15 protein-coding genes and 1 tRNA gene are annotated in these 14571 nt (G+C 67.5%); 7 read left to right on the top strand and 9 right to left on the bottom strand.

The features are described 5' to 3' along the window. Positions 1–25 precede the first annotated feature (25 nt). Positions 26–1360, top strand: coding sequence for a hypothetical protein (locus IPG68_04240; protein ID MBK6762520.1), 1335 nt, complete (start codon positions 26–28; stop codon positions 1358–1360). Then, complete coding sequence (locus IPG68_04235) at positions 1264–2178, top strand: hypothetical protein (protein ID MBK6762519.1); 915 nt, start codon at positions 1264–1266, stop codon at positions 2176–2178. The genes IPG68_04240 and IPG68_04235 overlap by 97 nt, the downstream gene beginning before the upstream one ends. Before the next feature lie 5 nt (positions 2179–2183). Here the strand turns inward: IPG68_04235 and IPG68_04230 are convergent, their stop codons facing one another. The 3 genes from IPG68_04230 to IPG68_04220 all read right to left on the bottom strand — a co-directional run bounded on the left by IPG68_04230 (position 2184) and on the right by IPG68_04220 (position 4792). Further along, a complete protein-coding gene (locus IPG68_04230) occupies positions 2184–2810 on the bottom strand; it encodes a sterol desaturase family protein (GenBank protein MBK6762518.1) in 627 nt (208 codons plus the stop codon). Further along, positions 2771–3103, bottom strand: coding sequence for a hypothetical protein (locus tag IPG68_04225; GenBank protein MBK6762517.1), 333 nt, complete (start codon positions 3101–3103; stop codon positions 2771–2773). Before IPG68_04225 ends, IPG68_04230 begins: the two co-directional genes overlap by 40 nt. A gap of 339 nt (positions 3104–3442) precedes the next feature. After that, the gene (locus tag IPG68_04220) at positions 3443–4792 is read right to left on the bottom strand and encodes an FAD-dependent oxidoreductase (protein ID MBK6762516.1); all 1350 of its coding nucleotides are present in this window, start codon (positions 4790–4792) and stop codon (positions 3443–3445) included. 228 nt (positions 4793–5020) lie between these two features. Here IPG68_04220 and IPG68_04215 point away from each other — a divergent pair. Next, a tRNA-Gly gene (locus IPG68_04215) sits at positions 5021–5094 on the top strand. A gap of 472 nt (positions 5095–5566) precedes the next feature. On the opposite strand, the gene IPG68_04210 is transcribed toward IPG68_04215, so the two are convergent. After that, on the bottom strand, positions 5567–7516 hold the full coding sequence (locus IPG68_04210; GenBank protein ID MBK6762515.1) for a hypothetical protein: 1950 nt from the start codon (positions 7514–7516) through the stop codon (positions 5567–5569). Between the two features lie 228 nt (positions 7517–7744). Further along, positions 7745–8413 carry a response regulator transcription factor gene (locus tag IPG68_04205; GenBank protein ID MBK6762514.1) on the bottom strand — a complete coding sequence of 223 codons (669 nt, stop codon included), beginning with the start codon at positions 8411–8413 and terminating at the stop codon, positions 7745–7747. A 390-nt stretch (positions 8414–8803) separates the two neighbouring features. On the opposite strand from IPG68_04205, the gene IPG68_04200 reads away from it, so the two are divergent. Beyond that, positions 8804–9508, top strand: coding sequence for a hypothetical protein (locus IPG68_04200; GenBank protein ID MBK6762513.1), 705 nt, complete (start codon positions 8804–8806; stop codon positions 9506–9508). A 56-nt stretch (positions 9509–9564) separates the two neighbouring features. Continuing rightward, positions 9565–10266 carry a hypothetical protein gene (locus tag IPG68_04195; GenBank protein MBK6762512.1) on the top strand — a complete coding sequence of 234 codons (702 nt, stop codon included), beginning with the start codon at positions 9565–9567 and terminating at the stop codon, positions 10264–10266. Positions 10267–10390: 124 nt separating this feature from the next. On the opposite strand, the gene IPG68_04190 is transcribed toward IPG68_04195, so the two are convergent. Together IPG68_04190 and IPG68_04185 are read right to left on the bottom strand one after the other, a co-directional pair. Further along, a complete protein-coding gene (locus tag IPG68_04190) occupies positions 10391–10645 on the bottom strand; it encodes a hypothetical protein (GenBank protein ID MBK6762511.1) in 255 nt (84 codons plus the stop codon). Continuing rightward, positions 10642–10791: a hypothetical protein gene (locus IPG68_04185; GenBank protein MBK6762510.1), complete on the bottom strand. Its 150-nt coding sequence runs from the start codon at positions 10789–10791 to the stop codon at positions 10642–10644. The genes IPG68_04190 and IPG68_04185 overlap by 4 nt, the downstream gene beginning before the upstream one ends. Positions 10792–11228: 437 nt before the next feature. On the opposite strand from IPG68_04185, the gene IPG68_04180 reads away from it, so the two are divergent. Then, positions 11229–11654, top strand: a complete 426-nt coding sequence (locus IPG68_04180) for a hypothetical protein (GenBank protein ID MBK6762509.1) — start codon at positions 11229–11231, stop codon at positions 11652–11654. Positions 11655–11747: 93 nt separating this feature from the next. Here IPG68_04180 and IPG68_04175 read toward each other — a convergent pair whose 3' ends face one another. Together IPG68_04175 and IPG68_04170 are read right to left on the bottom strand one after the other, a co-directional pair. Continuing rightward, a complete protein-coding gene (locus IPG68_04175) occupies positions 11748–12638 on the bottom strand; it encodes a carbohydrate kinase family protein (GenBank protein MBK6762508.1) in 891 nt (296 codons plus the stop codon). Between the two features lies 1 nt (position 12639). Beyond that, positions 12640–13560, bottom strand: a complete 921-nt coding sequence (locus tag IPG68_04170; GenBank protein MBK6762507.1) for a pseudouridine-5'-phosphate glycosidase — start codon at positions 13558–13560, stop codon at positions 12640–12642. A 238-nt stretch (positions 13561–13798) separates the two neighbouring features. On the opposite strand from IPG68_04170, the gene IPG68_04165 reads away from it, so the two are divergent. Then, entirely contained in the window at positions 13799–14566 is a 768-nt protein-coding gene (locus tag IPG68_04165; GenBank protein MBK6762506.1) for a hypothetical protein, read from the top strand. The last annotated feature ends 5 nt before the right edge of the window (positions 14567–14571 follow it).

Raw genomic sequence — 14571 nt, 5'->3', positions numbered from 1 at the left:
GCCCCGTGCGGTCGACACCAGTGGCGTGCTCAACACAGTGATCCTGACCGAAATCGACAGCGGCGGCGGCCACACATGCGCCGTGGACCAGAAGGACCACGCGTTCTGCTGGGGCTACAACTACTTCGGCCAACTTGGTGACGGCACGACCACGAACGCCCTGACTGCGGTGCAGGTCGACCATTCGGTGGCAGAGCAACTGATCAGCATCACAGCCGGCGGCTCTCACACCTGCGCGGTGGGGCCCAGCGGTGAGGCCTACTGCTGGGGCTACGGATACTACGGGCAACTAGGACGTGGTTCCACCACGACCTCCGGCACCCCGGGTGCGGTGGTCGGCCTGCCAGCGGGTGGGCTGAGGGCGATCAGTGCTGGGAGTATCCACACCTGCGGACTCGCCGCAGATGGCAGCACGCTGTGCTGGGGTGACGGCGCGGAGGGCAAGGTCGGCAACAACAACATCGGCAAGGTGCTGAGCCCCGCCGTCGTGGCCGTTCCCGAAGAGGCCGTCCGGGTGGCCGCCGGCTTCAACCAATCGTGCGCAATCGACGGCGACGGCCACGCGTACTGCTGGGGTGCGGGCGAGTCGGGGCAACTGGGGGACGGCCGCATCTGGGAGGCATGGGCGCCGGTGGCGGTACCCGCAGGGGCCACGCAGGTCGCGGCTGGCGCGGGCCATGCCTGCGTGATCCTGCAGGACGGCTCGGTGCAGTGCGCCGGTAACGGTGACCAGGGCCAGCTCGGGATGGGCACCGTCGGGTACCGCGACGAGCCGGTGAGCGTCTCGCTGGGGCCGGCTTCTGCCATCGCCGCGGGCGAGGCGCACACCTGCGCCCTGGTCGACGGGCGTGCCTACTGCTGGGGTGACGGCAACTACCGCCAACTCGGCGACCTCAACGCCGTCCGTTCGCTGGTTCCGATTCCGGTCTCCGTTACTGGCGTGCTGGCGGGCAAGACCCTGGTCTCGATCACGGCCGGCGGCTACCACACGTGTGCTCTGGACACCGCGGGCAAGGCTTACTGCTGGGGTCGCAACGACGACGGCCAGCTGGGGGCGCCCGGGACCGGACGTGAACCTGTCGTCGTGAGCGATCCGGGCAAGCCGCTGGCCGGGATCTCTGCCGGGGCGGCACACACCTGTGCCTGGGCCGTCGATGGAACGGGCTTTGCTGGGGCGACAACTACTACGGTCAACTCGGCACGGGCGACGACACGAGTTCGCCGGGACCGGTCGCTATCGCCGGCGGACACCCCTTCACCGCCGTGTCGGCCGGCCGGCTCGCCAGTTGCGGGATCTCCGAGGGCAATGCCCTCTGCTGGGGGCACAACGGCTGGGCCCAACTCGGCGCCGGGGACATGAGCCCGCGGCTCGTGCCGACCGCAGTCACCGGACTGGGCGGCTTGACCATCCGGCATGTCAGCGCGGGGGCGCAGCACGCGTGCGCGGCCACCGCTGCCGACTTCTACTGCTGGGGCATGAATGGTCACGGCGAGATCGGCAGCGTCACGGGGCAGTACGCGACCAGCGCCGTGCTCGCGCCCGGCACACTCGGCACGCCGCGGGTGGTGTCCTGCGGGTCCGGGTTCACTCTTGCCGCCACCGCCGAGGCACCGCCGCTGAGCGCCCCGGATCCGCCGACCGGGCTGGCCGGTGAGGCTGGAGACGGCCGGGTCACCCTCACGTGGGTCCCACCCGAGTGGGACGGCGGGTCGCCGGTCAGTTCATACTCGGTCACCGGTGCGCCGACCGGACAGTGTGTGACCGCAGGCACTTGTTGCATCGTCGACGGCCTCACCAACGGCATCGGTCACACGTTCACCGTCACCGCGACGAATGCCCTAGGCACGTCCGCGCCATCTGCGGCGAGCCCGGTGCTCACGCCACTGGCCCAACCGCCGGCCGCCGTAGGCAAGGTCAAGGTCAAGGTCAAGGTCCTGCGCAAGAAGGCCGTCGTCCGCTGGACCGGGGCGCTGAACGCCACCCACTATCAGATTCGGGTGCGACGCCCAGGCAAGAAGTACACCGCTTGGCGCCCCGTCACCACGCGCAAGTACACCGTGCGCCATCTGCGGGCCGGCAAGAGATACGGGCTCAAGGTCCGCGGCATCGGTGCCGCCGGGAAAGGACCCATCACCACGGTGCGGTTCAGGGCCAAGAGGACCGCCAACCACATGTAGTGGTCCTACGCACCCAGCAGGTTCTTCGCGGTGCGTGACACGGGCACATCGTCGCGGCCCGGGGACGTCCGCAGCGCCTGGTCGCCCACCGTCGAGGTGATGCCGAACCAGTAGTGCTCGTTGCGGTAGTGGTGCCACCGGTGGTTGTCGTAGAGATGGCGGTACATGCGCGTCTTCGGCTTGTAGTCGGTGTGGATCAGGAAATGCGACCACTCATAGACGACGGCCATAGCGAAGGCCGCGACATAGAACGACGTGCGCATCGGCCAGGTGGGGAATGCCAAGCCCACGATGAGCACTGAACCGATGAGGTACCCGACCCATCGCAGAGGGATGAAGATCAGAGGGATGTCGCGCGGGTCCTGGTGGTGCAGACGGTGATCCCGGGCGACGACCGTGTCGAAAGTGCGGCCCGCGAACTCCTTGGGCCGGGCATGCAGGACGAACACATGGATGGTCCACTCCAGGAACGGCTGGATGAGGACCACGGCCACGAACGGCAGCACGTTCCACCATGTGAAGTCGCCGACCAGCAGCCTGACCGCCACGGCCAGGGCCAAACAGGCGAGCAGGATGCGCGGCGAGCGGTGATTCAGGAACTCGCGCCGGGCGTCGGCAAGGGTTCTGGGCACGTCGCCATCATGGCAGCACCCTCTATGCGCCCGCCTCCAACCCGCAGCAGCGCATCCAGCATCGCCTGCAACTCCTTTCGCGCATCCTCGGCGAAGCTGATGCCGAGTAGTTCCAGGCTCACCGTGGCGTGCAGCGCCGACGAGATCTGCCGGGCGACCTCGACGTCACTTCCGACACCAAGCGGTCGCAGGGACTGCGCCGCCGCGACATTGCCGACCGGTTGCTCGAACGATGCGAACGCCCTCAGCATCCCCTGCTCGCTCGGCTCGACCTGGTGCATGCGCTCGAACATCAGCCGGTAGTGCTCGGCGAACTCGCGGTTCCGCTCGCAGCCGCGCCACCGCGTCGGGGCCGTTCGCTGAGGCAACCGTCGCCTGTCTCGCCTGCCTCTACGAGCCGAAGGCAGCCAAGCAGCTCGCCGGTTTCCCCGAACAGGTGGTCGCGCTTACTGAGGAGTCGATGGGTGTTGGGGTGGTCGTGTCTCAGCAGGTTCCCGACGGCGCGGCGATCCTGCCGCCTACATAGACAGCGTTCACGTCCGGCTTCGGCGCCAGTTCCTTGGTGGCCGCCGGGACCACAGCGGTCGGCATGCTCCTGGCCTTGTTGTGGCTGCCCTCATGCCACCGGGCCGTCACACCATCCCCGTCAGTCTCCGGGTCGCCATCTGCAGCGGATCCCACACCGGCGAGAACGGCGGCGCGTACGCCAGGTCGAGACTCGTGACCTCCTCGACGGTCATGCCGTTCCAGATGGCTGTGGCCGCCGCGTCGATGCGCTTTCCCGCGCCGGCTTTACCGACGATCTGGCAGCCGAGCAGTCGCCCGGTGCCCCGCTCGGCGATCGCCTTGACGTGGACCGGGCCCGCTCCCAGTGCGTAATGGGCCTTGGTCGACGCTTTGATCGTGGCTGCCACGACGTCCAGGCCGAGTACGCGCGCCTCCTGCTCGCGCATGCCGGTCCGGGAGATCTCCAGGTCGCACACCTTGGAGATCGCGGTGCCGATGACCCCTGGGAAGCGCAGATCCCCGCCCGCGACGTTCGCCGCGATCACCCGTCCGTGCTTGTTCGCATGCGTCCCGAGGGCGACGTGGCGGCGCTGGCCGGTGAGCCGGTCGACCACCTCCACACAGTCGCCGCCCGCCCAGATGTCGGGGTGGCCGACGACCTGCATACGGTCGTCCGTGAGCAGACCACCGTGTTCACCCAGCGGCAGCCCCGCCGCCTGAGCCAGTTCGGTGTTGGGCTTCACACCCAGACCGAGCAGCACGATGTCCGCGGGGTACCGGCCCTCCGCGGTGACGACGGCAGCCACCCGCCCGCTCTCACCGGCTTCGATGCGAGTCACGGCCTCCCCGCCGCGGTAGGTGATGCCCATCCCGGCCATCGCCTTACCGATCAATGCACCCATGTCCGGGTCCAAGGCGGTCATCGGTTCCTCGGCCTGGTCGACCACGATCACCGGCAACCCCCGGCGGCACATCGCCTCCGCCATTTCGATGCCGATGTACCCGGCGCCGACGACGACCGCGTGCTGCGGCTCCCGATGCAGCGAGTCGAGCACGCGCAGGCCGTCGTCGAGCGTCTGCACCCCGTGCACACCGGGCAGGTCGATCCCTGGGATGGGCGGGCGCAGGGGGCTGGCACCAGTGCCGATGACGAGGTGGTCGTAGGTGAACTGCTCCTCGCGGGTCGTGGCCGTCTCCACCGCCGTGACCTGGCGGCCGGCGGGGTCGATGGAGATGGCGCTCCAGCCGGTGCGCAGATCAAGACCGTTGGCCCGGTGCTCCTCTGGCGTCCGCGCGACGAGCGCGTCCGGGCCGTCCACCTCCCCCGCGATCCAGTAGGGAATGCCGCACGCCGAGTACGACGTCCACGGCTGGCGTTCCAGCACGATGACCTCGACCCCGTCCTTGAGCGCCCGCTTTATCCCCGACGCAGCTGACGCGCCGCACGCATCGGCGCCGATCACCACCACTCGCATGGGCCCATCCTTACCGACCCGGGCCCACTTCGTGCACTGTCCGGGGTGCGGCCGGTGTGGTTGTTGCGAAGGTGCAACAGCTTCGGGCCGGATTGCGTCGACGGTGCAGGGTCCCCCGCCGGCTACCGCCCACCTTCATCACAAAGCTCCCGCACCGCCCCGCACCTCCGCAACAATCACTGCCCCGGACCGCGCGCCGGGGGTCGTGAGGCATAATGAGTGAACCGCGCGGGTGTAGTTCAATGGCAGAACATCAGCTTCCCAAGCTGACAGTGCGAGTTCGATTCTCGTCACCCGCTCCACGTAAGAGCCCTAGTCAGAGACGCCCGGGAACCGAAGTTGGGTAACCACGATCAACTGGGTTGCACCTCGTCACCAAACTCCGCCACCGCTGCCACAGTCCGCTTCGGCAAGCGCAATTGGCGGCGCGTGGCACGGCGCGCCCTTGAGTGCAGTGAGCGCCTTGCGTTCGCCCGGCCGTGATCCTCGACCGTGTGCAGGTAACCCCGCGGCCGCGCTCGAGTGCCCCATACGCCGCATTGAGTTCCGCCTGTGAGGCCCTCGCGATAGCCGCCAACGTGTTACCCGTGTGCAGGTCATGTACCCCATAGCACCTCACGAACCCGTTCAACCCTGTTCGCTGGGAGCACGTGACGAACTTGGCACGCACGTCGCGCAGCCCCCAGGCCAGTCACAAGCCGCCGCCGGTACCGGTCCCGGACAGCACTGTGGGGGTGCCCCTGGATCAGGACACCCCCACAGGTTGGTGGTAGGTCAGGTGCGGACCTTCCAGGTGCGGGTCCAGGTGTTGGACTTCCAGGTGTCCTTCTGGCCCTTCTTGGGTGTGGCGCGGACCTTGACGGTGACTTTCAGCGTGTCGTAGCCGGTGGACCGGACGGTCACCTTGCCCTTCTTGCTGACGGTCACGTCGCAGAACCGCACCTCACCGGCCGCGTTGCTCTTGGCCGGCCGGCAGAACGCCCGCACCGTGGTCTTGCCGTTCTTGTTGGTGCCCAGGCTCTTGACCAGCACGACCTTGCCGTTCTTCAACTGTGCCGGGGATTTGGCCACGCCCTTGGCGTTGATCGGCAGTTTCTTCTTCTTGACCACCGGCGGGGTGGGGGTGCCGGAGGTCCACGCCACCGTGGCGCTGGCGCTGAGCGTGTTGAAGCTCGCGGTGAACGTGTCGGTGCCCGTAGCGGCGCTGGTGTAGCAGTACTGGTAGGTACCCGCTGCGTCGGTGAGCACTGTGGTGTCCAGCGGGTTGACCCCGGTGGCCTTCAGGTTGACCTGGATGCCGGGTAGGCCCTTGCCGTTCTGGTCGGTCACCCCGGTGGTCACGCAGGCCTGGGTGTTGATCGTCTTGTCCTGCGTGGCCGGGGTGAGGCTCAGCCCTGCCACGTCGTTGATGGCCGCGTACGCTGCCCCACCCGGGTAGCCGTACGAGTCGGCCTGGTCGAACCCGTAGACGTAGATGCCCAAGGGCTGGCTCGACGTGATCGTGTGGCTGCCCAGGGTCAGGTCGAGTTGCGCCCCGGAGAACCCGGTCGACCCGATCGGGGTGAACGCCCCGCCCGGAACCACCGCCCCGTCGAGTTTCACGTCACCGACCGAAGCGGTCGGGGCCACCACATTGACGTAATTCACCCGGAATCCCGTCGCCGGTGTGGTGAACGTGTAGTCGGACAGGAACTGCTCGGTCGGGGTCACCAGCATCATGAACGGGTCACTGGTGACGCCGTCGTAAGTGGTGCCGTTGGAGTATTGCGCAAGCAGGATCGGCTTGTCCGCAGTCACCGTGGACTGCCCGTCGATGATCTGCTGGTGCACCTGACCCTTGTTCAGATTGGCCACCACTGCGCCGTTGACCGACACCGTCGTGCCGTCCTGCTCGGCGACCATCCGGAAGGTGTCCCCGTTCAGCCGGGTCTTCAGGGGAACGGTGAGGAAGGATTTGCCCCACGTGCCGGTGCCCGGGAGCTGCTCCACCAGGTAGTCGCAGTAGAGGGTCTGGTTGTTCGGAACGTTGGCACACTCGTGCCCACCGAAGACAGCCACAGGCTTCGTGGACGTCACGGAACTGCCACTGAGGTCGCCGGTCGACGACTGCACTGGCAAGGCATCCCCCTTGTTCAGGGTCTTGGTCGTCGACACCCCCGCGTTGACACCCGCTGTGGTGTCGGCGGTCGGCACGTACGTCACCTCGGTGCCATCTTCAGTGGCCACGACCGCGAACTCCGAGTTCAGACCCAGTTGGATACCCGGTGCGGGCCACCCCAGAACAACGTGCTCGGAACTCAAGACATCGACCGGCAACGCCATGAAGGCATCGGTCGTGAACTGAATGCGGTTCAGCCCGTAGACGGCCACCTCGTCCTGGGCTGTGATGTGGATGCCCAGGTTCTGCGGATCGCCGGAAGAGCCGTCGTCCAGTTGGGCAGCGGAGGGGACCGTCACGGTGGTCACGGTGCCGGGTGTCACGGTGAAGTCCTCAGAGAAGCTGAGGCCGGGCACGCTCACGTTGCCGCTGGTCGCCGTCGGAGAACTGATGAACAGTGACAGGTCCGGGCTTCCGAGATTCTGGGTGAACGTCACCCAGAAGTCCTTGCCCAGACTGTCCGGGCGTTCGGCCGCACTGGCAGGCGCGGTCGCCGTCAGTACGGTCATGGATATCGCGATGGCGGTGGCTGCCAGTGAGGCAAGCCACCGTGATCTGATGTTCATGCGAAGCTCCCATCCCGGATCAATGGCCCTACGGGCACTGCCGACTCTAGACCCGCCACCGACTTTTTGGCACCCACCGGCGACCGAAGCGACCTATGTGGGGGCCGCTTTGCCCGCTTCGAGGCGCCCAGCTCGCGGCGGTGTGGGGCAGGTTCAGGGGAGCGAGCTGCATGTGGCTAGCGGTGACCACGCGACGGAAGGGCGTCCACACGAGCAGAGGGGTCCGGTTCAGCTGGGGTCGAGGGTTGCGAGTCCGGTTTGGTAGGCGATGGTCACGAGTTGGCCGCGGTCTCGGGCGTGGAGCTTGGTCATGGCGCGGTTGATGTGGGTCTTGGCGGTGTGGGGGCTGACGTGGAGGTGCTCGGCGATCTGCTGGTTGGTCAGCCCGGTGGCGGCGAGGCGTGTGGCTTCCCGTTCTCGGTCAGTGAGTTGGTCGAGGCGTTCGGGTTGGTGGGCGGTGGGTGTGGCGCGCTGGGTGAGTTCGTCGAGGACCCGTCGGGTGATCGCAGGGTCCAGCAGGCTGTCGCCGCGGGCGACGGTGCGGATGGCGTCCTGGAGGTGTGTGGCTTCGACGTCCTTGAGCAGGAACCCGGCGGCGCCGGCTGCCAGCGCCCCGAAGAGGTGCTCGTCGGTGTCGAAGGTGGTCAGGGCGATGATGCGCACGTCGGCGAGATCGGGGTCGTGGGTGATCTGCCGGGTTGCGGTGATCCCGTCGCTGCGGGGCATGCGGATGTCCATGAGAACGACGTCGGGTTTGAGGGCCCTGGTCATCTGGACGGCTTGGGTCCCGTCGGCGGCTTCGCCGCAGATGATGAGGTCGTCGGTCAGCTCGATGAGCACGCGGATGCCGGCGCGCACCACCGCTTGGTCATCGACCAGGAGCACTCGGGTGCTCATGGGGTGTGAGCTTGGATCGGTAGTTCCGCGTGGACCTGGAACCCGCCTCCGGGCTGGGGCCCGTGGCGAAGCTGTCCGCCGTGGGCCTCGACGCGCTCGCGCATCCCGACCAGGCCGAAGCCTGCAATCCGGTGGCGCTGGTCCCCAACGCCAAGGCGGACGTGACCTATCGCGCCGCAGAGTGTGAGCTTGCGCAGCATCGACGTGGAGATGTTGAGCCTCTGGGCTGCCTCGCTCGGGAGATGGACGCGCGGGGCACCAATTGGATCCCGGGCGGTGGTGGATGGATGGGCCAGTTCCGGTGCCGCGGACCCTTGGCGCGGACCCTCCGGGCCGGTAGGGTTCAGAAACCGCGATGCGCGCGGGCTCTCGAGAGGTGAGGGGACTTCCATGGTTGCTCGTCGTTTCGTCAGTGTCGGTCTAGCCGGCGTAATCGCCACCGCCGGCCTAATCGCGGTGCCTGCGGGCAACGCAAGTGCGGCCAAGTCCACCTACAAGGCCTGCGCCAACAAGAAGACCGGCGAGATGCGACTGGTGCTCAAGGGCAAGAAGTGCAAGAAGTCCGAGAAGAAACTGAAGTGGAACGTGAAGGGCCCGGCCGGCGGCCAGGGAGCGACAGGTCCGCAGGGCCCGCAGGGTCCTGCGGGAGCTCGGGGGCCAGCGGGGGCCTTCGAGGCCGTGGACCAGACCGGCAAGGTGATCGGCACCTTCGTCGGCATCCTCAGCGCGTACCCGATGGTGCGCCTACCCAGCGGTGCGATCCTTCTGTGGTCCAACAACCCGGCCGATCCGAACGCCCTCGCCGTCGGTCCCCCCCAGGTGTTCTTCCGACAGGCGGGATGCACGGGCGATGCCCACGGCTTGCAGACCAGCCTTCCCTTCGACCTGGGGATCATCATCGGCACTCCGGCCGCACCCGGTTCAGCCGTGTACCGCATGGAGCCCGGCACGCCGCAGTCCTTCACAGCGTTGTCGACCCTCACCCCCACCGGTTGCCAGGCCATTTCGACACCCGTCACCAACGCCTTCGTCGCCAAGCCTGCGGGTACGGTCCCCGTGGTCGCCCAACCATTGCGGGTGAATCCGGTGTCCTGATCGGTTTGGTGCAGGAACCACGTCGTGTGCTGACTTCAAGAGGTGAGGGGACGCCCATGGTTGCTCGTCGTTTCGTCAGTGCCGGTCTCGCCGGCATCGTCGCCACGGCCGGCATTATCGTCATGCCGGCGGGCACCGCCGCGGCCAAGACCACCTACAAGGCCTGTGCGAACAAGAAGACCGGCGAGATGCGCCTGGTCCTCAAGGGCAAGAAGTGCAAGAAGAACGAGAAGAAGCTCAAGTGGAACGTCAAGGGCAAGACCGGCGGGCAGGGGGCCACCGGTCCGCAGGGCCTCCCAGGGGCCAACGGTGCCATCGGCCCGGCAGGGGCATTCGACGCCGTGGACCAGACCGGAAAGAGGATCGGGACCCTGGTCGGCATGCTCTCCGCCTATCCGATGGTCCGACTGGACAGCGGCGCGTTACTGCTCTGGAGCAACAACCCCGCTGACCCCAATGCCTTGGCCGTAGCGGTGCCGCAGGTCTTCTACCGCGGGGCTGGGTGCGCTGGGGACGCGTACGGCGTCCACTCAGCCCTCCCCTTCGATCTCGGCATCGTCATCGGGTCACCGCCGGCGCCCGGATCGGCGGTCTACCACATGCAGCCCGGGACCCCCCAGTCCTTCACCGCCCTGTCGACCCTCACACCGACCGGGTGCCAGGCCATCTCGACTCCGGTCACCAATGCATTCGTGGCCGTTCCGGCGGGCACCGTGCCGGCGGTGGTGCAACCCCTGCGCTTCATCCCGAAGAACTGACCACTCACTCCAAAGCAGACCGCACCTGCGCCCGGTGGCTCTCCCGCGCGGCCACCACGACCCGGTCACCCACCTGCAAGTCACGCGGCGGCCCGAGGGCTTCGGCCGACTCGCGGGTAACCGGTCACACGCGAGTCGGCGATCCTTGGGATCTTGCCGGGGGACGTGGCCGACCGGGTGTCACCCTTCGCCGAGGTGCCGGCGCTTCGTTCAGGGGAACGGTAACCATCGGTTCGTCGTCCCCGTCGCGGACCAGCAGCAGGTGACGGTGGCCGCCGCCCTCCACCAGCACGAACAACGCCGTCCCGCGGGCCAACGCCAACTCGTACCGCCAACCCACGCCGGGCAGGCGCGTGGCGTTCACTTCGATCTCACTCACCGGATCACCCTCCTGTCACCACCGCGTGAGCGGCGGGTCACTTCCAGCACATCGGGCTCCCGGGCATCGCCGTAGTAGACCTGCTGAGCGGCGGCGTGCGCCGTGCGCACCAGACCCGGATCGAGGTCCACAGCGATGAACGGCACCTCGTCGGCGTTCAGGAAGCCGCCACGCCCTGCCCGATCCGTCCCTACCCGCAGATGATCACGTGTCCGGTCACCGGCGGCGCGTCATGCACGTCGGCCAGCGGCTCGCCCGGTTCCGCCGGCGTTGGCGACGTTGACCCAGGTGCACCAACTGGCCGACCTCGTGCCTGCCCGGTACGAGGAGTTGGTACTGGTTGCGGTCTACGGCAGCCTGCGCTTGGGCGAGCTCACGGCTTTGACCCGCGCCGACGTGGTTCTCCGGGAAGACAAGCTGCCCGTGCTGCGCGTCCGAAAGTCGATGAGTCGGCTCGACGGGAAATGGCTTGTGGGTTCCCCCGAGTCGAACACGGGTCGACGCAACGTCGCCCTTCCGACATTGCTGGGCCCATCCTCACCGAGCACCTCGAAACCCATGTCCGTGGGGGTGACGCCCCCTGGTGTTCGCGACACGATCGGGCCGCCCATTGCACAACGCGAACTGGACCTCGACCTTCAAGCGCGCCAAGACCCAGCTCGGCCTGGACGACTGCCATCTACACGACTTTCGCCACCCTGCCGCAACTGCGGCGGTCCAGTCCGGCGTCACCTTGAAGACTTTCGGCGCCATCGAGGTCGCCGCAACTGAAAAGACGCGGCACGACCGTCGTGCTGCCGAAGAACTGCTCCACCGATGCTGGCCAGCGGGTCAGGGTCCGGTGGAGGCAAAGCGGAAGCACCTGCGGAACATCAAGGTGACCAAGAAGGCCGGCAAGACCCTGGTCCGGACCTTCGGTACCCCGGTGAGGGTGAGACTGACGTACCGCGCCGCCGGAACCAGCGTCGTCGATGCCTTCCGACAGGTCCGCCGGCACAGCACCCGATAAGGGATCCCCGCAGGAGCTCGTGACTTGTCAACGGTGCGATGACGGTGTGTGGTCGGCGATCACCGGGAGCGCAATCCAGATGGCCGGCGTGTATCAGTCGCCGGATGACAGCGGCGGCTCCGTGGCCCCCGGGCTGCCCAGGACCCGCGCGGACATGGCGTGGCCTGCCAGGCAGCTGCTGACGAGGTCGCCGCCATTCAGGTACGCCGTCAGGAAGCCGGCGTTGAAAGCATCGCCCGCGCCAGTGAGATCGCGCACGTCGGCCACCGGTTCGACAGGAACGGTTTCCAGGTGCCGGCTGCTGACGAAGATGTTGGTCGCCTCCTTGCCCTGCCGGGCCAGGAGGGTGGTCTCGGCGTATCGGGGCAGGTTCGGTCCGGGCAGTGCACCGTCAGCCAGGCCGAGGTAGAGCGCCTCGTCCCGGTTCGCCGAGACGAAGTCGGGCCGGCACTCGGACATCAGGTCCAGGAACGCGGGGACTCCGAAGTGGTCGATCATCCCGACCGAGGAGACGTCCATGCTGACCCGGCCGCCCCTGCGCTTCTGCTCACGGACGGCGTCGAGCACAGCCTGGGCCGTGGTCCCGCTCTCGAACGAGTAAGCGGTGACGTGCAGGATCTCGAGGTCGTCGAGCCACGACGGGTCCAGGGCCTGCAGATGCGCACAGGCACCCCGGCTCGGGAACATCACGCGCTCCCCCTGGCGATCGATGAGCACGACGATCATGCCGGTGTGCTCGCGCACCTGCAGCAGCACGTCGACCCCGTGCCCCTCGAGCTCGCGCCTCAGGCTCACGCCGGCGATGTCGTCGCCGACGCAGCCAATGAAGCGGGTGGGGTAGCGCGGGGCCGCGAACGCGGCGACGTTGGCACCCGAGCCGCCCCGGCGCATCCGCACCTCCGACTTGACGTCGGTCGCCTCGCGCGGTTCCTCCAACTGCCAGACGACGACGTCCTCCACGACATCGCCGATGACGCCGAGCATCTCAGGACCGCCCGCCGGCCAACTCGGAGGCGATCTGGGTCGCGAGGCGGATGTTGTTGTTGTAGAGGGCGACGTTCGCGTCGAGGCTGCGTCCATCCGTGGCGACCCGGATGTAGTCCAGCAGGAAGGGGGTCGAGGCCTGACCCTTGATCCCCTGCTCGTCGGCCGCAGCCCAAGCGCGCTGCAGGACATCGTCGAGCTCCCGCGGGTCGAGTTGCTCGTCGCGGGGGACCGGGTTGGCCACGAGCACGGCGCTGTGGATCCCGAGGTTCTTCTGGGTGTCGACCATCGTGGCGACGTCGGAGGGCTCGTCCACGCGGGCGGTCAGCGGGTAGTCCGAGTCGGCCACGTAGAAGCCGGGGTAGCGGTCGGTGCGGTAGCCGACCACGGGGACGCTGAGCGTTTCGAAACGCTCAAGGGTGGCGCGGATGTCCAGGATCGCCTTGGCTCCGGAGCTGATCAGCACGATCGGGATCTCGGCCAGTGCATACATGTCGGCGGACTCGTCGAAAGACTCCGACGCACCGTGGTGGACCCCACCCAGCCCTCCCGTAGCGAAGACGTCGATACCCGCGGCGCGCGCCAGCAAAGCGGTCGCGGCGATGGTGGTGCCCGCGTTCTTGCCGGTGACCGCGGCGTACGAAAGGTCGCGGATGGACGCCTTGGTCACGTCGTCGTCGTAGGCCAGTTCCCGTATCTCGTCTTCGGACAGGCCGACCACGGGCTGCCCGCGGACCACGCCGATCGTTGCCGGCGCACCTCCGGCGGCGCGCACGATCTCCTCCCCTGCGAGGGCGACGTCGACGTTGCGCGGGCGCGGCAGGCCGTGGGTGAAGATGGTCGACTCGAGGGCGACGACCGGGGTGCGGTCGGCGATGGCCTGCTGCACGGCCTCGGACACCCGCAGGGTGTTGATTGTCATGTGGTTTCCCTTTCTCACTGCATTCCACCCCAAGGTATCGGGACCCTTCATTCCGAACCAGACGCAATTTCCTATCGATTGATAGCCTTGAACTATCGACATCACCCTCATCCAGCTCCGCGCGTTCATCGCGATCTCCGAGACTCTGCACTTCGGCAGGGCCGCCGACCGGCTGGGCATTGCTCAGCCCACCATCAGCAAGGAGATCCGCAGACTCGAGCGGACTGTCGGTTTCACCTTGTTCAAGCGGTCGGCGCGCGGGACGACGCTCACCGCGGCCGGCGAGCAGTTGCGGGAGCCAGCGGAAGCGGTACTTGAGAGCCTGCGCTTGTTCGAGACGACAACAGCCCTGGCTCAGCGTGAGCAGCGGAGGACCGTGACTATTGCGGCTTCGCCCAGCATCGTGAACGCACTGCTGCCCGACACTCTCCGGGCTGTCGATGACCAGCAGTTGGGGCTGACGGTCGAGGCCGTCGAGGTGGAGACCGGTGAAGTGCTGGATGCGGTGGAGAGTGGCAACGCCGATATCGGGATCGGGCACCTCATCGGGGAGCCGACCCATGCCCTCAAGCGGCAATTGGGGCAGGACGAGATCCATGTTCTGCTCCACCGTTCCCTGGCACGAGCGACGAAGGGGCGATTGGAACTGAGTCGACTGAACAACGTGGCGTTCCTGCTCTGGGCCAGGGAGCACAATCCGGTCTACTACGACCATCTGATGGACATCTGCCGAAGCCGCGGACTCGAGCCCCCGGTCCTGACAGGCACCTCCCGGATCTCCGGGTCCTGGCGGTACTTCTTGGAGGACGGCCGCGCGTTCTCACTAGTGCCCGCGGACTTCGCTCGGCAGGAGGTCAGGGCCGGTGTGGTCGCCCACCCCCTCGAACCGGCCGCCTTCATCCCGCTGGAGGTCGCGTGGCACCCAGGTCCCTCCCAAGACGTGCAGCAGATCCTGCACGCGCTCTTCCACCTGACGCGTGACCGGAGGGAGTCCCCCGGGGCCTGAGAGTC

This window comes from Micrococcales bacterium, from assembly GCA_016703125.1.
Classification (GTDB): Bacteria; Actinomycetota; Actinomycetes; order S36-B12; family UBA10799; genus JADKAV01.
This window is presented reverse-complemented; position numbering and strand designations above follow the sequence as displayed.

Bases quoted from the DNA above. Each gene is read 5' to 3' on its own strand.
- IPG68_04170 (MBK6762507.1), bottom strand. From the start codon at position 13,560: ATGACAATCAACACCCTGCGGGTGTCCGAGGCCGTGCAGCAGGCCATC.
- IPG68_04175 (MBK6762508.1), bottom strand. From the start codon at position 12,638: ATGCTCGGCGTCATCGGCGATGTCGTGGAGGACGTCGTCGTCTGGCAG.
- IPG68_04195 (MBK6762512.1), top strand. From the start codon at position 9,565: ATGGTTGCTCGTCGTTTCGTCAGTGCCGGTCTCGCCGGCATCGTCGCC.
- IPG68_04210 (MBK6762515.1), bottom strand. From the start codon at position 7,516: ATGAACATCAGATCACGGTGGCTTGCCTCACTGGCAGCCACCGCCATC.
- IPG68_04225 (MBK6762517.1), bottom strand. From the start codon at position 3,103: ATGTTCGAGCGCATGCACCAGGTCGAGCCGAGCGAGCAGGGGATGCTG.
- IPG68_04205 (MBK6762514.1), bottom strand. From the start codon at position 8,413: ATGAGCACCCGAGTGCTCCTGGTCGATGACCAAGCGGTGGTGCGCGCC.
- IPG68_04200 (MBK6762513.1), top strand. From the start codon at position 8,804: ATGGTTGCTCGTCGTTTCGTCAGTGTCGGTCTAGCCGGCGTAATCGCC.
- IPG68_04220 (MBK6762516.1), bottom strand. From the start codon at position 4,792: ATGCGAGTGGTGGTGATCGGCGCCGATGCGTGCGGCGCGTCAGCTGCG.